Consider the following 22,683-nt stretch of genomic DNA (forward strand, 5'->3'; position numbering starts at 1 on the left):
GTATAATTCTTTTATGGTTTTTATAAATACAGTGAAACAATGAAAACATTCCGTTTTTAAAAAGATATATTTTGACTGAAGCCAATAAACTGGATGGTAAAAAATAAACGCGTTTTAGCCCGTTTCTATTAAATATTATAATTTCGAAATATACTCCATCAGCTCACGTTTACTGCTTTCAAAATCAAAGGCATCTGTCACCATAAAATAATGCTCTTTGTCTACACAGTTACGATATATAGATTTAGCTAATGCCAACTTTTTATTATCAAAACTTATTGCTTTCACTAAATCTCTTATTTGTGCAGCAGTAAACATTGAAACACGCATCTGCTGATTAATCATGGTAATTTTCCCATCATCAAACCTTTCATTTTCCATCATCGTATCAAAAAAGTGGCGAAAAGATTGAGTATCCATCGCATTCCCATTAAGATATCCGCCTCCGGACTGATTTCCGTAAGGATTGTTCCAGATATCATTCCAGTCATTAAATCCATACTGATTTTGAAGAGGATAAGAATCCAATAGATACAGACCTTCATTAGTGAAAAAATCCAAGACCATTCTGTTATTATTGCGGAGCATCAGAGTGGTTCTGTAAATCAGAAAACCATTCTCATAGATTGAAATGGGCATACTTCCTGATGACAGGTCAAAAAATCTGTATTTTCCGGAACCGTTTGACATCATCTGATCACCGACTTCTACGGTAAAAAATCCCTGCTCAGGAATTCTCAGAAAGACTTCTGCATACCCGTAGTTTCTGTCCCATTGATAATTTTGATTTTTTATTCTATTTCCAAATCCATTTCCTCCTCTCTGAGGAATGGCAGTATTTCCAGATCTCGACCGATCAACAATTTTATTTCTTTCATCCGGGCTTTTAGAGGTTCTCATCTCTGTGCCTGAAGCCTCATTTTTTAATAACTCCCCTGCCTTTCCTGCTTCCTGTGCGAATGAACTGATCCCAGCCAAAAGCACCCAACTTATAAAAATCTTTTTCATATATGAAATTTTCAAAAACCATGTCCATTTTTATGCCAAAAAAAGGAGAAACCGAATCGATTTCTCCTTTTTATATTTAAATGATTAAATTTATTAATCAGCTATTACATATGAATAGGTCTTTTTGCTGTAGCATCTAATGCAGCTTCTTTGATAGCTTCTGCATACGTTGGGTGAGCATGAGAACTTCTTGCGATATCTTCAGCACTTGCACGGAATTCCATAGCAATTACCCCTTCAGCAATCAGGTCAGCAGCTCTTGCTCCTACGATGTGCATTCCTAAAACTTCATCCGTTTTTTCGTCTGCAATAATTTTAACAAGACCGTCGATATCACCACTTGCACGGCTTCTACCTAAAGCTCTCATTGGGAAAGATCCTACTTTGTAAGCTACACCTTCTTCTTTTAACTGTTCTTCTGTTTTACCTACTCCTGCAACTTCAGGCCATGTATAAACAACTCCAGGAATCAGGTTGTAGTTGATGTGAGGTTTTTGCCCTGCTAAAGTTTCAGCAACAAATACACCTTCTTCTTCAGCTTTGTGAGCAAGCATAGCTCCTTTGATAACGTCACCAATTGCATAGATGTTAGCAACATTAGTCTGTAAGTGGTCGTTTACTTTTACTCTTCCTCTTTCGTCAAGCTCTACTCCTGCTTTTTCAAGACCAAGACCTTCTGTGTAAGGCTTTCTACCTACAGAAACTAAACAGTAATCTCCTTCTACTACTACTTCTTCTCCTTTTTTATCTTTAGCCGTGATCTTTACAGTGTCTCCGTTTCTTTCAACCGCAGAAACCGCAGTAGAAAGCATAAACTTCATTCCTTGTTTTTTAAGAACTTTAGTCAATTCTTTACTTAAAGCTCCATCCATTCCAGGGATGATTTTATCCATAAATTCAACAACAGTTACCTGAGCACCTAACCTTAAGTACACAGAACCTAGTTCAAGACCGATAACTCCACCTCCGATAACTACTAAATGTTTAGGAATTTCTTTAAGATTTAAAGCTTCTGTAGAAGTAATTACTCTTTCTTTATCTAAAGAGATGAAAGGCAGCGTAGATGGTTTAGAACCTGTTGCAATGATTGTATATTTAGACTCGATGGTTTCAGAAGAACCGTCGTTTTTTGTCACTTTAACCTGAGTAGCAGATTCGAAGCTTCCTACTCCTTCAAAAACAGTAATCTGGTTTTTGTTCATCAAATAGCTGATACCGTCTGTATTTTGTTTAATCACTTCGTTTTTACGTGCGATCATTCTAGCGATATCTGCTTGCGGCTCATTAATAATGATTCCGTGGCCTGCAAAATTGTGTTTTGCATTTTCGAAATGCTCAGAGCTGTCAAGAAGCGCTTTTGACGGAATACATCCAACGTTAAGACAAGTTCCGCCTAAAGTTGAATATTTTTCAATAATTGCTGTTTTGAAACCTAACTGTGCTGCACGGATAGCAGCAACATAACCACCGGGACCAGAACCTATTACGGTAACATCGAATTGACTCATGTTATTCTATGAATTTGTTTATTATTATCTATCTTAATTCTCACAAATTTACATATAAATTACCAAGCACCAAAGTGAGTTTTATCAATTTTAAAAATGATAATTATATGCTTTAGTTTTATGAAAAGTATTATTTTATGAACTTAATATTTTCTTCGTTGCCTTCCTTCAGGTAAATAGCGGTGAAGACAAGAGGTTTTTCTGCTGAAGCATTATCAAAATGGAGAATTTTCACATTTTTAGGTTCGTAAAAAGCATCGCCTTCATGAAGTATCACTTTTTCCTTTCCTTCTATCTGAAAAATAACTTCACCGGAATTGATTATTCCTACCACAGGACAGGGATGCAGATGTTCCGGAGCTCCTTGTCCGGCTGCCATTGTTATTTCCTGAATCTCTGTAGATTTTACTTTTTGATCAAGAGCAGTTTTCAACAATTCTTTTCTGGAGATTGCCTTCTGCTGAGCCATCATTCCAACAGAATTCAGCATCAGAACAGCAATGATAAATGATTTCATAAATTTGATATTTATTTAAATCAACATACATATTATACATTCAGTTTTCCTTGTCCAAATTCGCCTGTACTTTCAAAAAAAGAACCTCCATATACATACCATTCAAGACTTTCCAAATATTCCACTGCATTTTCCGGGGTTATATTGGGGCGGTCTTTTTTAGAAACAATTCCTTTGTACCATCTTCCTGATTTGGAAAAACTTTCATATTCCACAAAATAATGAATCCATATTCTCTGGCACAGTTTACACTGTTGAATGGATACTTCTCCATATCTTCCGTTGGTATGATCAATTCCTAATGCTGAGCTTCTATATTCCGTATAATTTGAGTTCGGCTTCTCACAGGCACATCCTAATTTCTGGATTTTATTCATGAATGAAAAAATTGGTTTTCAGATAAAATTTATAGCTCCAAAGGTAAGAAATTGACATCCGATAAAGCAAATGGACTCATCAGGGTTTTATCAGATCCAATAAAACTTTTTCGTATTTATCTAAAATAATATTCTTTGAAAATCTGGATTTAATGGAGTTTTTTATAGCATCTCTGTTATAATTGTTCTGTAATACCTTTACAATCTGCTGGGCAAAACTGTCATAGTTTTCAATATTGGCAACTTCACCGTTTATGTTGTGCTGGATGATCTCATTGATTCCTCCCGGGCAGTTGTTGGCAAGGGAATACGTTCCGCAGGCTCCTGCTTCCAGAAGCACGTTGGGAAATCCTTCGTATCTGGAAGAAAGCACAAACAGATCCGCATATTTCAGATATTGGTAAGGGTTTTCCTGTCTGCCATGAAAAATAACTTTTTTTAATCCTAAAAGCTCTTTTGTTTGAAGCAAAACGTCTTTGTCTTTTCCGTCTCCTAAAATATGAAGGATAATATTTTCGTTCTTCAGTCTTGAGAACACTTTTAACAAGTTGTCAAATCCTTTTCTGGAAGATAAATTTCCAATGGCCACTACATTTTTATAATTGTATTTGAAACATTCTGGCTTCAAAGAAATGGCCATTTTATGTTCAATAAAATCAAAGTCTACAGGATTATTGATCTTGACAATTTTTTTCTTTTTAATATTAAAATTATCAACCAAATCCTGCATCATATCATCACTCTGAGCAATGATTCTCTGATAGTTATTGTAAAAATTATAGAAAAACTTAATCTCTTTACGGGTTACATGCTGTGTTACCACATTGGTCTCTCTGGCAATGAATTTTGTTCTTGGAAAAAGTTTTATGAATAGTGATAAATAAGCATTTACCTCTCCGAAACCTGAAAAAACAATATCCGGTTTTCTTCTGTAGATTTCACCTAGAATAGGTCGTAATGAGTGTCTTATTCTTTCGGTATTAATATCGATGATTTCGACATCTTTTTTCAGAAAATCCAGGTATCCGCCTTGTTTACGTAACAGCAAAATCTTGGGCTCAAACCGATCTCTGGAAAGATGGTTCGCTATGGTAGTAACAATCCTTTCTGCTCCTCCGGTCTCTAGGTCCGGCAGAATAAATATGACAGATATTTTTTTCATCATATCAAAGTTACTAAAAACTTTGGTTATATTTCAAATATTGGGAGCGTGAAAATTGCTGTTTTGGTGCTTATTAACAGAAATTAACTAAGCTTTAAAATTTGATTTTATCTTACCATTTATTGTAACTCCATACATTATAAAAATAAAGTAAGCTTTTGCGTTGAAAAGCTTACTTTATTTAAAAATACATTTATTCTTAATTCGCTACATCGCTGATGAATTTAATTCTCAGCATTCTTACTTCTTCATCAGACAGTTCATCCCCGAATTCATCCAGCAGTACTTTCATACTGTCACTTTCTGATTCGTTCATGAATTCCATGAATCCGTCTACAATATCTTCGTCAAAATTATCTTCAATATAATAATCAATGTTAAGCTTTGTTCCCTGATATACAATCCTTTCCATTTCTTTCAGAAGTTCGTCCATAGAAAGGTTTTTAGCTCTCGCAATATCTTCAAGATCAATCTTTTTATCAGTGCTCTGGATGATAAAAACTTTATGGCTCGATTTATTGGCCACCTGTTTCAATACCATATCCTGAGTACGTTCGATATTATTATCTTCTACATATGTTTTGATGTAGTCTGCGAATTCTTTACCGTACTTTTTGGCTTTTCCTTCACCTACTCCATAGATTTTGGTAATTTCATCTACTGTGATCGGATATTGAACCGTCATATCCTCCAAACTTGGATCCATAAATACCGTATAGGGTGGAATTCCATGTTTTTTGGCTACTTTCTTTCTCAATTCTTTTAACAGGTTGAAAAGCTTCTGATCCAAACCTCCGCCAGCCTGCTGCTGTACCTGATCACTCTCCGCTTTTGTCTGAGTAAGGTCAAATTCTCTGTCTTCAGCAATTAAAAATACTTCTTTGGATTTACCATTCAGGACATTTCTTCCTTTTTCTGTAATCTTTAAAACGCCGTAAGTTTCAATATCTTTCTGTAAAAAATTCTGAACGGTTGCCTGTCTAAGAATCGTTTTCCAGTAATTGTCTTTTTCTTCTTTTCCAAACCCGAAATAAGAATTTTGTTCCAGTTTGTAAGATTTTGTCACCGCATTTTCTTTTCCTACGATAACAGAAATCAAGTCTTTAGATTTGAATTTTTCTCCTGTATTACTAATCAGCGCCAATGACTTTTCCAAATCTGCCGTAGCGTCTTTTAATTTTGGAGGATTGGAAGAATTGTCGCACATTTTGGCTCCGTCTCCATTTACCGGATCGAAGGTTTCTCCAAAGTAATACAGAATGTACTGTCTTCTGCTCATTGAAGTTTCAGCATAGCCTACCACTTCATTCAGAAGCTGTAATCCGATTTCTCTTTCTGAAACGGGTTTTTGTGCCAGGAATTTCTCCAGTTTTTCAATATCTTTAGGATCGTAGAATGCCAGACAATGGCCTTCGCCTCCGTCCCTTCCTGCTCTGCCGGTTTCCTGATAATAGCTTTCCAGGGATTTCGGGAAGTCATAATGGATTACAAAACGTACATCGGGTTTATCAATTCCCATCCCGAAGGCAATAGTTGCCACAATCACATCCACTTCTTCCATCAGGAATTTATCCTGATTGGCCACTCTCACTTTCTGGTCAAGACCGGCGTGATATGGAAGGGCATTGATTCCGTTGACCTGCAGAAGCTGGGCAAATTCTTCCACTTTTCTTCTGCTCAGGCAATATACAATTCCTGATTTTCCTTTATGCTGATTGATAAATTTAACGATTTCCTTATCTACATTCACTTTAGGACATACTTCATAGTATAGATTAGGACGGTTAAAACTTTCCTTAAACACCAATGCATTCGTCATTCCTAAAGTTTTCTGGATATCATCCTGAACCTTAGGAGTAGCGGTAGCCGTTAAAGCAATCACCGGTACATTGGCGATTTTGTCTATAATCTGTTTCAGATTTCTGTATTCCGGTCTGAAATCATGCCCCCACTCTGAAATACAGTGGGCCTCATCGATAGCAAAGAAAGAAATTTTTACTTCTTTCAAAAAATCCAGGTAATCATCTTTAATTAATGATTCAGGAGCTACATACAGAAGTTTGGTTTTTCCGCTTTTGATATCGTCAAAAACCTGTTTGGTCTGCGTTTTGTTTAATGATGAATTCAATACGTGTGCTACCCCATCCTCAGATGAAAGACCGTTCACCGCATCTACCTGGTTTTTCATCAATGCTATCAGGGGCGAAACGACTATGGCCGTACCTTCCGAAATAAGTGCCGGAAGCTGATAACATAATGATTTCCCACCACCTGTAGGCATTAAAACAAATATATCCTTCCCATTCAGTAGGTTGTCTATAATTTGTTCCTGCTGGCCCTTAAATGTAGAAAACCCAAAATACTTTTTCAATTCGCCTGATAAATTGGCTTTTTTTGCGCTCATCTAATTTTCTATTGCTAAATTTGCATCTCACCCAAAGTTATAAAAATTCTGCTTAAAATAAAAGCGAACGAATTTATAAAAAATAAAATTTATATTAAATATTCTTTTTAAAATATAACGTTTATTAAGAACTTTTTTGTATACCTTATCATCATAAAATGGATAGAACCAACATTATATCAATTGCAAAAAGCACTTTAGAAATAGAGATTTCTGAGCTCGAAAAATTAAAAAACAGACTTGATGACCAATTTGCACAGGCGGTAGAGATTATTCACTCTGCAAAAGGAAAGCTTATTGTAGTAGGAATAGGAAAATCTGCACACGTAGGTAATAAAATTGTAGCCACTTTAAATTCAACGGGTACCCCTTCACAATTTCTGCATGCTTCAGAAGCCATCCATGGAGATCTTGGTGTAATTCAGAAGCAGGATGTTGTGTTGTGCATCTCCAATTCCGGGAATTCTCCTGAAATTGCAAATCTGGTTCCTTATTTAAAAGACTATTCTTCTGCTTTGATTGGTATGACCGGAAATAAGAGCAGTAAACTTGGAGAGTTTTCCGAGGTTATTTTAGATACACATGTGGATGTGGAAGCCTGCCCGAACAAACTGGCACCTACCAGCTCTACTACTATTCAGATGGCTTTGGGAGATGCTTTGGCGGTCGCTTTAATGGAACTTAATGATTTCAAGGCCAATGATTTTGCAAAATTTCATCCTGGAGGAAGCTTAGGGAAAAATCTGACTTCTAAAGTAGAACAGTTCCTTTCTTCACAAAAACCACAGGTTACAGAAGATGCTTCCATAAGAGATGTGATTATCTCCATCAGCGGTTCCAGCCACGGAATTACCGTAGTAACAAATGCTGACCAGATTATTGGAGTGATTACTGACGGAGATTTAAGAAGAATGCTGATGAAAGGTGAAGATATTGGTAAAGTTCTGGCTAAAGACATTATGTCTGCCCGTCCAAGAACAATTGAGAAGGATTCATTAGCCAAAGAAGCTATGAAAATTCTGAAAGAAAATAATATCGGACAGCTTGTGGTAACGGAAAACGGGAAGTATTTCGGGATTATAGACCTGCACAAGCTGCTGGACGAAGGGATTAATTAGCAATGAAAAATCCTCAGATGAGAAATTAATAAATGACAGATAATTTGCAGATTAAAAGTAAAATTTAACTAATATCCCGCAAACTCTTACTTCTGTCATTTTTTTTATAAATTTGCGCTTTAAAAATTGTAATCTGTGAGTGATGGTAAAGACATGTCCTTTCTTGGGCATATAGGAGAATTAAGAGGGCATCTGATCCGTTCGATTATTGCTATCATAATTGCGGCTTTCGTAGTGGGCTTTAATATCAACTGGATTATGGACCATATCTTTTTTGGTCCCACCAGAAATGATTTCCCTACATTCCGCGTGGTTAATCATTTTTCAAGAATGATTTTGGGAGAAGACAGTATTCATCTTCCGAAAGATTTTCCTGTTCGTGTACAGAGGCTGTATCAGCAATTCAATGTGATGATGGCTGTTTCTATTTTTGGAGGAATGGTGGCTGCATTTCCTTATATTGTATGGGAATTATGGCGTTTTATAGGTCCTGCTTTACATCCGAAAGAGAGAAAGAATTCTATTTATATCATTAATGCGGTATGGATGCTTTTCATGACCGGAGTATTGTGTGGTTATTTTTTAATCCTTCCGTTTGCGGTTAATTTTGGGGTTATTTTTAAAATATCAGACATTATTGTTCCGCTTTATGACCTGAGTGATTATACCACCTTATTTTTACAGGTTGTTTTGGGTATGGGAGTTATTTTCCTTTTCCCTATTCTGATCTACTTCCTTACCAGCATCGGAATTCTTACTCCTACATTTATGAAGACCTACCGTCGTCATGCTATAGTTTTGATCATGGTAGTGGCGGCAATCATTACTCCAGCAGACGTTTTGAGTATGATAATGGCTGCATTACCATTGCTTGTTCTTTATGAATTCAGTATTATGATGTGTAGTTATACTTATAAAAAGGCACAGAGAAATAACGGAAATCTTCCGACAGTACAGAAATAACAAATCAACAACTTATATCAAAGCCCGGTTATTGCCGGGCTTTTTTTATGTCTTCCTGAGTCTACACTTAATTTGAGTTCCCTCGTGCAGCTATCAATTTTATTTTATACTTTTGAAAAGATTATTAATAAAAGTTTAAATGAAAAAGTTATCATATACACTCTTATTGGCTTCAGCACTGGTTTTCGGGCAGTTCTTTGAAAAGGGTAAAACTTTCACCAAACAGGATACTTTAAAAGGTTCCAATACTGAGTTCAGAAATTTTTGGGATGTCAAAAAATATGATCTTTCCGTAGAGCCGGATTTCGAGCAGAAAAGTATCAAAGGAAATAATACTATCAGCTTTGAGATTACCAAAGATGTTACCAATCCTGTTTTCCAGATTGACCTTCAGCAGCCTATGAAAGCAGATAAGGTGGAAGGAAGTTTTCCTATTGCCAATTATAAGCAGGATGGAGACTTTATTTGGATAACAGCGAATAAAAAATTCAAAAAAGGAGAAAAATACACCATCAATGTTCTGTATTCCGGGAAACCTACGATAGCCAAAAATGCTCCTTGGGACGGAGGCTGGGTTTTCACCAAAGATGAAAAAGGAAATCCGTGGATGAGCGTTGCCGATGAAGGAATCGGGGCTTCTATATGGCTTCCTACAAAAGATATATGGAGTGATGAGCCAGACAACGGTATCGTGATGAAAATCATTACACCTAACGACCTTGTAGGGGTTGGAAACGGAAGACTTACCAGCAAAAAAACAGAGGGTAATAAGACTACTTATACCTGGGAAGTGAAAAATCCAATCAATGCCTACTCTATTATTCCGAATATTGGTAAGTATGTGAATTTTAAAGATACTTTTAATGGCGAAAAGGGCAAACTTGATCTGGATTACTGGGTACTTGACTATAATTTAGACAAAGCAAAGAAACAGTTTGAGCAGGTAAAACCTATGCTTTCTGCTTTTGAATACTGGTTTGGTCCTTATCCTTTCTATGAAGATTCTTACAAACTTGTTGATTCTCCGTATTTAGGAATGGAGCACCAAAGTAATGTTGCTTACGGAAATGGCTATCAAAACGGTTACAGAGGAAAAGATCTTTCCGGGACCGGAGTGGGTTTGAAATGGGACTACATCATTATTCATGAAAGTGGCCATGAGTGGTTTGCCAATAATATCACAGCGAAAGATCAGGCAGATATGTGGGTTCATGAAAGCTTCACTATGTATTCTGAAGTTCTTTTCACAGAAAAATATATCGATAAAAAATCAGCTGATACTTATCTGATAGGTCTTAGAAATATAATCGATAACGACATTCCTATTATTGGCCATTACGGAGTAAGAAATGAAGGCAGTGGAGATATGTATCCAAAGGGTGCCAACATGATTCATACGATAAGACAGGTCATTAATAATGATCAGAAATTCAGGGAGATTTTAAGGGGACTGAGCAAAGATTTCTATCATCAGACTGTTACCACACAGCAGATTGAAAAATATATTTCCTCAAAATCCGGCATCGATTTCTCAACCGTTTTTGATCAGTATCTGAGAACGATAAAAATCCCAACGCTTGAATACAGCCAAAATGGTGATACCCTGAAGTTCCGTTATACAGATGTTGTAAAAAAACTGAAACTGCCTGTTATCATCAATGGTGACCAAACCATTAGTCCTACGGAAGAGTGGCAGACGGTAAAACTTAAAAAGAGTGCTCCGGTAGAGCTCAATCCTAATTATTATATTCATTATCAGAATATTAAATAAAGAAAAAAGGCAAATTTGCAGACATGCAGATTTGCTTTTTTTCTTTTTGTTTTAAAATTTTAAGAAAAGTTTAATACTTCTTTCGTAACAAAATAACAAAAAGAGCAACTATTTAACTATTAATGTAAACGTAATGAGAAAAACAGTACTTAGTCTCGGTATTTTTGCTGCTTTTTTAGCAAATGCCCAGTCTATAAAAACAACCATTGATCTTGTCAATGTAAAAGATGATAAAGTAGCCGTTACCATGGAGTTTCCGAAAATGAAATCCAAGGATATTAAATTTCATTTCCCCAAAACGGTTCCGGGTACTTATTCTGTAGACGACTATGGAAGATTCATTGAAGGGATCAAATTTTACGATAATAAAGGTCAGGAACTTACGTATACCAAAGTAAATGACAATACCTATTCACTGAAAAACGCTCAGGGACTTTCTAAGATCTCTTATCTTGTGAATGACAGTTTTGATGATGAATTGGATACTTCAAAGCATAAAGCGGTATTTTCTCCGTCAGGAACAGATATTGAGGAAGGAAAAGTATTTATGATCAATACCCACGGATTCATCGGGTATATAGATAATATGCAGGATGTTCCTTACCAGCTTGTTGTTCAGAAACCAGTAGATTTCTACGGAACAACAGCTTTAGTAGATCAGGACAAATCTGAAAATACGGATACGTTTACTCTTGCCAACTATGCGAAGGTAACAGATTCTCCGCTAATGTATACGAAACCGGATTATATTACCTTCAATGCAGGCGGAATGGATCTTGTACTAGGTGTATATTCTCCAACAGGAAAATATAAAGCCGCAGACTTCAAAGAAAATCTGGAAAAAATGGTGATTGCTCAAAAGAAGTTTTTGGGCGATATGAATACCAATAAAAAGTATGCAATCATGCTTTATCTTTCCGGTGGTGACGGACCTAGAGTGAAAGGTTTTGGAGCACTGGAGCATCACGAATCTACCAGTGTGGTTCTTCCGGAAGCAATGCCGAAAGAGGATATCGACAAAACGATTACTGATGTGGTTTCCCACGAATTCTTCCACACGGTAAATCCTTTGAAAACGCATTCGGAAGAGATTCATTATTTCGATTATGCAGACCCGAAAATGTCTCAGCACTTATGGATGTACGAAGGCGGAACGGAATATTTTGCTAATCTTTTCCAGATTCAGGAAGGTTTGATTGATAAAGATCAGTTCCTTGAAAGAATTGGAGAAAAAATTGCAAACTCTAAGAGCTATGACGATACCATGCCGTTTACAGTAATGAGTAAAAATGTATTGGTGGAGCCTTATAAAGATCAGTACAGAAACGTTTATGAGAAAGGGGCTCTTTTGGCGATGTGTTTAGATATTGAACTTAGAAAACTGTCTAACGGAGAAATGGGCTATCGTGATATGATCAGGAAGCTGTCTCAGAGATTTGGTGAAAACAAACCTTTCAAAGATGATAAACTGATTGACGAACTGGTAACGGTAACCGGATATCCTCAGGTGAAAGATTTCTATAACAAGTACATTGCAGGAAACCAGCCAACTCCTTATGCACAATATCTGAGTATGGTAGGGGTAGATATTAAAAAGCAGGAAAGCCATCCTATGTTCTGGTTTATCAAAGACCCGAACCAGACAGGTTTTGACGAAAAGACCAATGCTTTTGCTTTTGACGATCATTCTGCTTTGTCTCCATTTGCAAAAAGTATCGGATTCAAAATCACTGACCAGGTTCTTGCTTTAGATGGCAGAACAGTAGACATCAAAAAGGTGCAGGATTTTATTGGGTACACCAGAACCATCAAAGACGGACAGGACGTTACGGTAACTATTTTAAGAGATAATGCCGGCAAGAAAGAAAAAATGACGCTGAAAGGAAAAGCTATTCTGGATAAAATGACGATAGAAACACCAACATTTAAAGCAAATCCGACTCCGGAAGAGCTGAAACTGCAGACCCAGTGGCTTACTGGTAAAAAATAAGAAGAAAAAGCGTGGAAATTTCCACGCTTTTTATTTTATTCAAATTAATCTGTGCTCTTAGATTCAAACCTTATAGGTTTTAAAAACCTATAAGGTTTCTTTTTTGCAAAACTAATTTCCAGTCAAATAATTTTCTCCTTTCCTGATGGTTATTCTGAAGGTACTTCCCTTTCCTACTTCAGTCTGGGAAATTTTAATATCTCCGTTGTGATATTCGTGAATTACTCTTCTTGCCAATGACAACCCCAGTCCCCAGCCTCTTTTTTTGGTAGAATATCCAGGATTAAAAGCATTTCTCGCCTGCTGCTTGGTCATTCCGCTTCCGTTGTCTTTTACTTCGATGAGGATATTTTTGTTTCTTTCAAAAACAGACATGGTAATAGCGCCTTCACCTTTCATAGCATCTACCGCATTTTTCACCAGGTTTTCAATTACCCAGCTCATCAGAATTTTATTATGCGGCACCAAAACAGTATAATTGGGAAGATTCAAAGTAAAATTGACTTTTCTCGAAATTCTGGTCTTTAAATAATCATAGTTTTCCTGAATAGTTTCATTGAAATTTCTGTCGTTCAACTCCGGAACAGAGCCTATTTTAGAAAATCTTTCAGAGATGGTTCTCAGTCTTTCGATATCTCTTTCAATCTCATGTACACCATCAGAATCCGGATTATCCAGCTTCATGATTTCTATCCAGCCAATCATAGAAGATAATGGAGTTCCGATCTGGTGAGCCGTTTCTTTAGCCAAACCTGCCCAAAGATAGCCTTCATCCGTCTTTTTGATGGTTCTGAAAAACCAGAAAGAGAAACCGAAGTATAGTAAAATAAATAATCCTAAAATATAAGGCGAATACCGAAGATTATTCAGCATACGAGAGTTGTCGTAGTACACAAACTGGTTATTTCCGTCCGGCACTTTAATCTCGATGGGATCATAATTTTTCTCCATATTCCGGATCAGATCCTGAAGTTTCTCGGGATCTTTAATGGTACTTTCAGGGATATTTCTGTAATATCCCAGATCGAGAATCGGGTTTTTAAATTTATCCGTTACAATAAACGGAATCGTATTGTTGATATTGAGGATATCCGGCAAAAGGTCCAGAACATCCGTATCAGGAGTTTTCACTTCCTGCTGTATTCTTATCGCTTTGGAAAGAAGACTGATCCTTTTGATCTCCTCTTTTCTGAGAAAATTAATAAGGGATGTGGAGGACACTACAATGGCAATCACCAAAGTAGTCATGACCACAAAAATGATCCAGTTATTCAGCCTTGTAAGTATGGATTTTCTCAAAGGTATTTTATTTTAAAACATTCAGAATTTTCTGCAGCTCTGCATTCCCACTTCCCTGATAGTTGTTGATAATAATCGAAAATACATATTTTTTTCCATCTTTTGCAGTGTGATATCCGGCAAAAGATTTGGTATCTCTCATCGTTCCGCTTTTCATCTTCATCCCGTTATCCTGAACCGGGAAACCGTCATAATAGACATCAAACCAGGATTGTTTTTTAGCATATAACAGCGCCTGTACTTCAGCTTTTGCCGCCACATAATTTTGTGGTGAAAGCCCGCTTCCGTCAGCAAAATTGATCATATTAGGGTTAATTCCTTTTGATTTCCAGAATTCTTTCAGGTAAGCGACTCCACTTTTGAAACTTGGATTTCCTTTTTTCTCTTTCCCCAAGGTTTTAATTAAGGTCTCCCCATACAGATTGACACTTTTTCTCAGAAACCAATAGATAATTTTATCCAGAGTTGGCGACTGATAAGTGAGAATAATATTATTTTTAGGAGCCTCCAACGCTTGTTTTCCTTCTATTTCAAGCTGTGAATTTGTTACTGCTTTTCCTGAAAGTTCAATTCCAGATTCTTTCAGCCATTGTTTTACTTCTGCTGCCAGCTGTAGTGGTGGATTAGGAGTAGATCCTGAAACAGTTACCGTTTTTCCTGCCGGAAGCATTCCGTTAATTAATGCTACATCAGAATGAGGTGCTGTGAAAATAAGACTTTGGTCAGAACTGCCACCGGTTTTCAGATCATTCAGCCATTTTACTCCTTCCAAGGGATAAGAAAAACTCTTAAAATCTGTTCCGTTGATATTGATGTCAAATTGATTTTCTTTCCAGTTGATTCCCCAAACTCCGGCTCCGTAATAATTTCCAAGATCATCCCACGGCCATCCTCCAGGAATCGTTTGATGATCAAAATAAGAATCATCAATCACCAGATCACCGGATATTTTAGTTATTCCTGAACTTTTAATCGCATCAATCAGCTTCTTTTTAAAATTTTCAGGTTTATAAGCATCATATCTCCAGCTTCCCAAAGTAGGATCTCCGTTAGAACTTATAAAAAGATTTCCGTTCAGCGTTCCTCCGGATATATTCCCGGAATAACTTGAAGTGGTTGTAAAAGTGTAATTTTTCCCTAAGGTTTCCAATGCGGCACCAGCAGTAAAAATTTTCTGTGTAGAAGCAGTGGAAAGCCCCTTGTTCCCCTGATATTCATAGATAAAGTTGCCGTTTTCATCCGAAACATAAAAAGATAATCCGGAAGAAATGGCTCCCGAAGAATCCATAAGATCTTTTGTAGCTTTATCCAGTTTTTGGGCCATATTCTGCGCTGTTACCATTTGTACAGAAAACGCAAGAACAGCAAGTGTTTTTTTCATTGCATTGTTGTTTGAGGCTAAATGCACAAGTTTCAAATACAGGTTTGGCTGGTATCTGAATCTATTTCATTTATTTAAATTCTAATCAAATATAGTTAAAATAAAAGCTTTTCATACTCTCTGAGATCATCGGGACTGAAAAGAATCTTATGATCAGGGATCTTTTCAAAAGAGCGGTCTGCTATAAAATATTTCTCATAATCATCTTCATCTAAAAAAATATCCATCTGGCATTCTTTGATGTAATTTGATTTTTCTCCGTAATCTTCAATAAGATAGGCTGAATTATTCCAGGGTTCCTGATGACAGCGCAGACAGCTTCTTTGGTATACCGCTTTATGACCACAGATTTCACAGTCATTCAAGCTTTGAAACAACATATAAATTTCCAGCTGTGTGTCTTTCGGAAACAGTGATAATGGAATTGTTTTTAAAAGCAGATAGTAATTGGGCTCCTGCCACGAAAAATATTTCTTTCCTTCCCAATCATTCTTTCCTGTGTAAAGACACAACTTCTGAAGATCATATTCCACCTCAGCTTTCACCACATTTTTAATATTCAGGACGGTCTTATTATTGAGCTTAACATTCTGTTGATCATCAATTTCAATAACAGGCTGCTGTTCCAGAAAATGGTTCAGGCATAATGTGGTCTGCCATGAGCCTATAGTTCTCATTTTTCCTTCACTGCCACAGATTTCACATGTTTTTACAGATAACTGTGAATATTTGTCTTTGATATTTTTAAGCCTGATATTGAGTGCTTCATCCTCCGAATAGGTGTAGCATCTCAATTCACCAAACTTTTCTTTTCCAAAAACGGGATGTTCCAAATTCCAGCCTGCAATGGCAAATTCAAACAGTAATTTCCGAATCAGATCATTCCATCCGGTACTGTTCACTGAAAAATTGGTCAGATTACGTTCTACAAAAAGGTTAATTTCTTCTGTATTCATTAAAGCGTGCTTCCTGCTTCTATTTCATAAGGCTCTTTCCCTTTTTCAAAAATCCTGGTCAGTTCACTTCCTTCAACTGTTATTGAATCTCCGGTTCTTCTGATCCAGTTTCCTTCTCTAAGGCCAACTACTTTAATATCATTTTGGGTAAGGAATTCTTTGATACGGGTTTCTCTGGTTTCCCCGTTATGCTTCAAATCCGGATTCGGATCCAGGTAATGTGGGTTGATATTAAAAGGAACCAATCCCATACAGTCGAAACTTGGCGGATATACAATCGGCATATCATTGGTGGTTTTCATATTCTGACCTCCGATATTGCTTCCGGCACTGCATCCAAGATAGGCTTTCCCTCCAGATACATTTTCTTTTAAGACAGACATCAAACCTTCTTCGTGTAATGTTTTAACCAATAAAAAAGTGTTTCCGCCTCCGGTAAAGAAACCTTTTGCCTGATGAATGGCTTCTTTTTTATCTTCAAATTCATGAAGTCCTTTTACTTTAATATTAATGGCTTCAAAGAAAGAACGCGCTTTTGCGGTATAGTCATCATGAGAAATTCCGCCCGGTCTTGCGAAAGGGATAAACACAATTTCGTCAATTCCTTTATATAATTGAATTAATTCTTCTCTTAAGTATTCCAGATATTCTCCACCAAAAAGCGTGGATGTTGAAGCTAATATGATATTCATACCACTAAATTATGTGTATTATTAAAAATGAATCACAAAGATAACCTCAAAGATCAACGAATCAAAAATTAATCTAAAAAAATACTGTTTCCCGTTAATATTTTCTAAAAAACCTTAAAGCCTCTAAAATTTATAGTTTTGTGGAATTATTCTTGAATTTTAGATAATGAATTTAAAATATAAGATTATGAAAATGAGTAAAATTAATAGTAGAAGTCTATTTTTAGGTTTAATACTAGCGGGAAGTATGAGTTTTGTAAACGCGCAAAGCACTCAGCCGGAAACAGCAGCAGCAACGAGTCAAACAACTAATCCAACCATTGAGGCTCTTAAGAAACAGATTGAAGCCAATCCTAAGGATGCAGAATCATTAGCAAAATTGGCTAATGCTTATCAGGAAGCCTCAGACTGGCCTAATGCCATTGATACCTGGAAGAAAATATCTGTTTTATTACCAGACTGGGCACCGTCTTATTACAGCCAGGCTTATGCCTACCAGTCTGCAAAAGATGATGCCAACGCAAAAATTGCTTACGAAAAGTATATTGCAACAGTAAAACCTGAAGAAGTAGAGCAAAACAAGAAGAATCTGGCATATGCTTATTTCTACCTTGCCTTTACAGAACAGCAAACTGATCCTAATAAAGCAAAAGAGCACATTGCCAAGTCTATACAGTATGATCCTTCCAACCAGGATGCTGTAAAGCTTAGTAAAGCATTAAATTCTTAGTAAATAAAAAAGACCGGAAAAATTTTCGGTCTTTTTATGTAATTATAAATGATGAATAATGAGTTTCACTACTCAATCTTTTTCCCATAAAAATCTGTTTCTCCATGTAAGTGGCGGATGATTTTCTCAATATTCCGCTCAATACCGGATTCTGTTTTCAGGTTATTAATATACCGGATCAGCTCATTTCTTCTTGAGGGAATCAGGTTTTCGAAATTCTCTGTAGCCAAAGCACTTTCTTTGATGGCTTTTTCTAATTGGGGATGAATGGAAAGACTTCTGTCCGAACCATCATATTCCAGCATCACTTCAATCGTTTCTCCGATTCTCTTTGGTGAATTTTTCAACATTGTCAGATTGATATACAGCCTCCATTCGCCGAGATATTTCATCAGGTTCTGTTTAAATTCTTTTCCGTTCACCGTTCCTTTTACAGCAATCGGGCTTTTATTTCTCCCTGATTCATTAAAAATCTCTTCCAGAATCTCTTCCGGAATAAAAACAAAAGGATTGATTCCTATGATTTCCAACGTGGCTGTGAAACTATTGTCTTTCATGGATATAAATTTAAAGGCTGGAAGCTAGAAGCTAGAAGCTAGAAGCTAGAAGCTAGAAGCTAGAAGCTAGAAGCTAGAAGCTAGAAGCAAAAATAACTATTTGATTTAAGATGAATACAAAATTATTTTTTTCCTCACTATCATCCTCCCACTCTCAAACTCTCTCACCTGCAAACTCTATAACACATATACCCAAAAAACCGAACTCCGTAACTCAAAATTCATATCTCAGAACCCAATTAATTCCCTATCTTTGTAACAATAAATCTATTTATCAAAATGAAATTTTTTATTGACACAGCTAATTTAGAGCAAATCAAGGAAGCCAGAGATCTTGGAATTTTGGATGGTGTAACTACCAATCCTTCATTAATGGCTAAGGAAGGTATTCAGGGAGCTGAAGCCATCAGAAACCACTACAAAACGATCTGCGAACTTGTAGACGGAGATATTTCTGCGGAAGTTCTTTCTACTACGTATGAAGAAATGATTAAGGAAGGAGACGAATTGGCTGCTATTCACCCAAATATCGTTGTAAAGATCCCAATGATCAAAGACGGTATCAAAGCTTTAAAATATTTTTCTGATAAAGGAATCAAAACGAACTGTACATTGATTTTCTCTCCGGGACAGGCTCTTTTAGCAGCTAAAGCAGGAGCCAACTACGTTTCTCCATTCTTAGGAAGATTAGATGATATTTCTACAGACGGTCTGAACCTTATTCAGGAAATCAGATTGATTTTCGATAACTATATGTACGAAACTGAAATCTTAGCGGCTTCTATCCGTCACTCAATGCACATTATCGACTGTGCTAAAATTGGAGCAGATGTGATTACCTCTCCACTTCCTCCGATCTTGAGCTTATTGAAGCACCCATTAACAGACAGCGGACTGGCTCAGTTTATTGCAGATTCTCAGAAATTAGCATAATCACTGATTTTTATTCAGATATAAAAATCCCGGAACAATGTTTCGGGATTCTTTTTTGGTATCAATATGGAATTGTTTTCAGATTTAACTAATCCCCAGGATCCGAATCAAAACAAAAAAGAGCCATGAAAAAAATTATTCTTCTATTGGCATTATTTTCTTTTGTTTTCGGGTTATCTCAAAACATTACTTTTTTAAAAGAAAAACTGGAGCAGCTTAATCAATTTAATCTTGAAAACAAGAGCCGGGCTTTTATCATTTTTCAGAATGGAAGAATAATTAATGAAAAATATTTTGGAACTAAGATTATAGACAAAGAGCCTTTTGATGAAAACTCCAATTGGTATTGGGCTTCTGCAGGGAAATCACTGACAGCTGTTCTTATCGGAATTGCCCAACAGGAGAATTTATTAAACATCAATGATTCTGTCTCAAAGTATCTGGGAAAATGGACTGGAATGGATAAAAATTCTGAAGATAAAATTACTATCAAAAATCTTCTGACCATGACTTCCGGACTTGATTATTCTCAAGATCAAACCTGCAATTACGGAAACTGTTTTGCTATGAAAAATCCGGCAGGGAGCTTCTGGTATTATGATACCTCAGCCTATTCTCAGCTGGCCAAAGTCATTGAAAAAGCAAGCCATAAAAGCATTGACCAGTATACTTCTGAAAAGCTTTCAGGTTCCGGTATTTCCGGAAAATGGATTCCTTATGAAAACGGTCTTGTATTTTCCAGCAGCGCAAAGAGTTTTCTGCAATTCGGAAAGCTGGTTTTGAATAAAGGAAAACTGAATGATAAAGCATATTATCTATATGATAGTTATTTTCAGCAGATGACAGACACTTCTCAGGAAGTCAATCCTTCTTACGGTTATTTATGGTGGCTTAATGGGAAAGGCAGTATAAGAGTTCCCGGATTTGAACAGTCTTTCCGCCAATCGCTGGTTCCTGATGCTCCTAAGGATATGTTTTGTGCACTGGGAAAAAACGGACAAATTCTGGATATAATTCCCAGCAAGAATCTTATCATTATCAGGATGGGAGAAAATCCGAGTGTCTACAGCAATATGATAAAGTTCCACAGGGACCTTTGGGATAAGATTTTGAAATAGGACATTTCAGTATCCTATTATTTATAGGAGATGGCTCTACTATCCTCTGGATAATATTCATCTCGCAGATCTATTTTCATGGTAATCCTGTAAAGTCTGTGAAAGTAAAAAATTGAATATCCACTTCAAATTATTCAAAATTTGCGTTTTCACAAAAATTTTGCAAATTTTATATCATATAGCATAAAATTAATGAGGCATCCCTCATTTACATTCAATCAGAATTAAGGGGCTTTTTTTTCATTTATTTTTTAAATCACACCCATGATCTCCGGATCGTCCTATCGAAAAATATCGACATGCATTATATTCGTTTTTGCACAAAAAAGACATTTCTTTGCTTAAGCATTTTACAAATTGAAAAACACAAATTTTAATATAAATATTTCAAACAGGCTAGTTTTAGGCTATTTGATTTAAAAATACGTTCCCTAAAAAACACCAAATATGAAATTCACTAACATCAACAAATTATCATATAGAGTATAAAGAGCAGGCAAACAGTAACTTACCGTATGCCATTTTTCACTAATCCTGAGGTCTATCTCTGGAACAATGCCATTTATACCATATTCTAATTATAAAATTACAAATAACTTTAAGATGAAAAAAAAATTATTACCTCTTGCGGTACTTTTAAGTATTGCCATTGAAGGTCAGGTGGGTATTAATACCCTTACTCCACAAGCAACATTAGATGTAGTAGGAACTCCTGGTGTAACTACCACTTTAGACGGGATCATTGCTCCCAGACTGACTGGAGATGAGCTACGTGCCAAAACTTACACAGGAACCCAGACTGGAGCTTTAGTATACGTTACAGATGTTGATTCTGCACCACAGGGTCAAACTAAAAATGTAACTTCTACAGGGTATTTCTACTTCGATGGAACTCAGTGGGTAGCATCAAACGGGACTTCCGGAAAAACAGCCAGCTGGTCACTTTATGGAAATTCAAATACAACAGCGGGAATTAATTTTTTAGGAACTACAGATAATACAGATCTACTTTTTAAGAGAAATAATACCCAAGCCGGATTATTGAGTATTGCCAATACAGCATTAGGGGTTAATTCTTTTAATTCAACTGCAACAGGGGGTTCCAATACGTCTATTGGCTCATTCAGCCTGTTCAGTAATACTTCAGGATCATCCAATACTTCTATTGGAGAGTCTTCTCTCAGAACCAATACACAGGGTATCAATAATACAGCCAGTGGAGTTCAGGCATTACAAAGCAACACCATTGGTTCCAACAATACAGCTAATGGATTGCAAACGCTGCAAAGTAACACCATAGGAATGTCTAATACCGCCAATGGATATCAGACCATGCAGAGCAATGTGTCCGGAAACTTTAATAATGCCAGTGGATATCAGGCATTGCAGGGAAATAATTCCGGAAATAATAATACAGCAAGCGGGTACCAGGCTCTACAAAGCAATAACACAGGATCTAATAATTCCGGGATCGGTTCACAGGCTCTCTTCAGTAACACAACTGGCAGTCGAAATACAGCTATAGGAAATTTAGCCGGAGGCAACCTTACTACAGGAAATAATAATATTGCGATTGGCAACGCCACCGATTTTGTATCCGCAAACGCTTCTAATCAAATGAATATCGGAAATATGATTTTTGGCACGGGGCTGTCAGGTAGTATTACAACGCCTGAAGGCTATATTGGGATTGGTAATTCTTCACCTGCCAGCACATTACAGGTTTCAGGTTCATTTGGAGCCTCCATTACCACAAAATCATCGGGGATATTGGATGCAACGAACAATACCGTTATCGTTACGGGAGGAATTGGGCTGCCTACGGCTTCGGACTCTAAAGGGCGTATCTATCATATTTATTTAGGAACTTCTTCCGCAATTACCATTACAGGAAACATCTCCTACCTGGGAAGTACCAGCAGCAGCTGGGTATTGGATAATACTGTCGGAAACAGGGGAATTACACTACAAAGTGACGGCACAAACTGGGTAGTGATCGGAAGAGCCAATTAAAAAGGCCACTCTTACCAAATAATTAATTAAGGCTTGGATTTTATAATCCGAGCCTTTCTTCAATAAGAAACATAAAAACTGGCAAAAAAACATATTGTTTCCGGATGAAAAATGAATCATTTTTCTGATGTAAAAAACAAAACAGGATGACACTCTTGCCATCCCGCTGATATTAGAAAATATATA

19 protein-coding genes are annotated in these 22,683 nt (G+C 36.6%); 8 read left to right on the forward strand and 11 right to left on the reverse strand.

The window, feature by feature from the left end; translation table 11 throughout:
• Window positions 1–135: 135 nt before the first annotated feature.
• The 6 genes from CLU97_RS11500 to recQ all read right to left on the reverse strand — a co-directional run bounded on the left by CLU97_RS11500 (window position 136) and on the right by recQ (window position 6,976).
• Window positions 136–1,008, reverse strand: coding sequence for a DUF4476 domain-containing protein (locus CLU97_RS11500; RefSeq protein WP_121488049.1), 873 nt, complete (start codon window positions 1,006–1,008; stop codon window positions 136–138).
• 104 nt (window positions 1,009–1,112) lie between these two features.
• Entirely contained in the window at window positions 1,113–2,516 is a 1,404-nt protein-coding gene (gene lpdA / locus CLU97_RS11505) for a dihydrolipoyl dehydrogenase (protein ID WP_121488050.1), read from the reverse strand.
• Window positions 2,517–2,646: 130 nt separating this feature from the next.
• The gene (locus tag CLU97_RS11510; RefSeq protein WP_121488051.1) at window positions 2,647–3,033 is read right to left on the reverse strand and encodes a cupin domain-containing protein; all 387 of its coding nucleotides are present in this window, start codon (window positions 3,031–3,033) and stop codon (window positions 2,647–2,649) included.
• A 32-nt stretch (window positions 3,034–3,065) separates the two neighbouring features.
• Window positions 3,066–3,410, reverse strand: coding sequence for a hypothetical protein (locus CLU97_RS11515; RefSeq protein ID WP_121488052.1), 345 nt, complete (start codon window positions 3,408–3,410; stop codon window positions 3,066–3,068).
• A 79-nt stretch (window positions 3,411–3,489) separates the two neighbouring features.
• Entirely contained in the window at window positions 3,490–4,572 is a 1,083-nt protein-coding gene (locus CLU97_RS11520; RefSeq protein WP_121489720.1) for a glycosyltransferase, read from the reverse strand.
• A gap of 199 nt (window positions 4,573–4,771) precedes the next feature.
• The gene (recQ, locus tag CLU97_RS11525) at window positions 4,772–6,976 is read right to left on the reverse strand and encodes a DNA helicase RecQ (protein ID WP_121488053.1); all 2,205 of its coding nucleotides are present in this window, start codon (window positions 6,974–6,976) and stop codon (window positions 4,772–4,774) included.
• Between the two features lie 158 nt (window positions 6,977–7,134).
• On the opposite strand from recQ, the gene CLU97_RS11530 reads away from it, so the two are divergent.
• The 4 genes from CLU97_RS11530 (at window position 7,135) to CLU97_RS11545 (ending at window position 12,818) form a co-directional block, all read left to right on the forward strand.
• Window positions 7,135–8,094, forward strand: coding sequence for an SIS domain-containing protein (locus CLU97_RS11530; RefSeq protein ID WP_121488054.1), 960 nt, complete (start codon window positions 7,135–7,137; stop codon window positions 8,092–8,094).
• Between the two features lie 135 nt (window positions 8,095–8,229).
• Window positions 8,230–9,057: a twin-arginine translocase subunit TatC gene (gene tatC / locus CLU97_RS11535; RefSeq protein WP_121488055.1), complete on the forward strand. Its 828-nt coding sequence runs from the start codon at window positions 8,230–8,232 to the stop codon at window positions 9,055–9,057.
• 139 nt (window positions 9,058–9,196) lie between these two features.
• A complete protein-coding gene (locus tag CLU97_RS11540) occupies window positions 9,197–10,828 on the forward strand; it encodes a M1 family metallopeptidase (protein WP_121488056.1) in 1,632 nt (543 codons plus the stop codon).
• Between the two features lie 133 nt (window positions 10,829–10,961).
• Window positions 10,962–12,818, forward strand: coding sequence for a PDZ domain-containing protein (locus CLU97_RS11545; protein WP_121488057.1), 1,857 nt, complete (start codon window positions 10,962–10,964; stop codon window positions 12,816–12,818).
• A 111-nt stretch (window positions 12,819–12,929) separates the two neighbouring features.
• Here CLU97_RS11545 and CLU97_RS11550 read toward each other — a convergent pair whose 3' ends face one another.
• The 4 genes from CLU97_RS11550 to pepE form a co-directional block, all read right to left on the reverse strand.
• Window positions 12,930–14,117, reverse strand: coding sequence for a sensor histidine kinase (locus CLU97_RS11550; RefSeq protein WP_121488058.1), 1,188 nt, complete (start codon window positions 14,115–14,117; stop codon window positions 12,930–12,932).
• Between the two features lie 7 nt (window positions 14,118–14,124).
• Window positions 14,125–15,498: a D-alanyl-D-alanine carboxypeptidase/D-alanyl-D-alanine-endopeptidase gene (dacB, locus tag CLU97_RS11555; protein ID WP_121488059.1), complete on the reverse strand. Its 1,374-nt coding sequence runs from the start codon at window positions 15,496–15,498 to the stop codon at window positions 14,125–14,127.
• Between the two features lie 95 nt (window positions 15,499–15,593).
• Window positions 15,594–16,454, reverse strand: coding sequence for a hypothetical protein (locus tag CLU97_RS11560; protein ID WP_121488060.1), 861 nt, complete (start codon window positions 16,452–16,454; stop codon window positions 15,594–15,596).
• Window positions 16,454–17,146, reverse strand: coding sequence for a dipeptidase PepE (gene pepE / locus CLU97_RS11565; RefSeq protein WP_121488061.1), 693 nt, complete (start codon window positions 17,144–17,146; stop codon window positions 16,454–16,456). Before pepE ends, CLU97_RS11560 begins: the two co-directional genes overlap by 1 nt.
• Window positions 17,147–17,393: 247 nt before the next feature.
• Between pepE and CLU97_RS11570 the strand changes: the two genes are divergently transcribed.
• Window positions 17,394–17,876: a tetratricopeptide repeat protein gene (locus tag CLU97_RS11570; RefSeq protein ID WP_228437659.1), complete on the forward strand. Its 483-nt coding sequence runs from the start codon at window positions 17,394–17,396 to the stop codon at window positions 17,874–17,876.
• A 68-nt stretch (window positions 17,877–17,944) separates the two neighbouring features.
• Here CLU97_RS11570 and CLU97_RS11575 read toward each other — a convergent pair whose 3' ends face one another.
• Window positions 17,945–18,433: a YdeI/OmpD-associated family protein gene (locus CLU97_RS11575; RefSeq protein WP_121488062.1), complete on the reverse strand. Its 489-nt coding sequence runs from the start codon at window positions 18,431–18,433 to the stop codon at window positions 17,945–17,947.
• A gap of 279 nt (window positions 18,434–18,712) precedes the next feature.
• Between CLU97_RS11575 and fsa the strand changes: the two genes are divergently transcribed.
• The 3 genes from fsa (at window position 18,713) to CLU97_RS11590 (ending at window position 22,497) form a co-directional block, all read left to right on the forward strand.
• Window positions 18,713–19,366, forward strand: a complete 654-nt coding sequence (gene fsa, locus CLU97_RS11580) for a fructose-6-phosphate aldolase (protein WP_105703618.1) — start codon at window positions 18,713–18,715, stop codon at window positions 19,364–19,366.
• A gap of 125 nt (window positions 19,367–19,491) precedes the next feature.
• Window positions 19,492–20,484, forward strand: coding sequence for a serine hydrolase domain-containing protein (locus CLU97_RS11585; RefSeq protein ID WP_121488063.1), 993 nt, complete (start codon window positions 19,492–19,494; stop codon window positions 20,482–20,484).
• A 603-nt stretch (window positions 20,485–21,087) separates the two neighbouring features.
• Window positions 21,088–22,497, forward strand: coding sequence for a beta strand repeat-containing protein (locus tag CLU97_RS11590; protein WP_147436473.1), 1,410 nt, complete (start codon window positions 21,088–21,090; stop codon window positions 22,495–22,497).
• The last annotated feature ends 186 nt before the right edge of the window (window positions 22,498–22,683 follow it).

Origin of the sequence: Chryseobacterium sp. 7 (genome assembly GCF_003663845.1) — a bacterium.
Classification (GTDB): domain Bacteria; phylum Bacteroidota; class Bacteroidia; order Flavobacteriales; family Weeksellaceae; genus Chryseobacterium.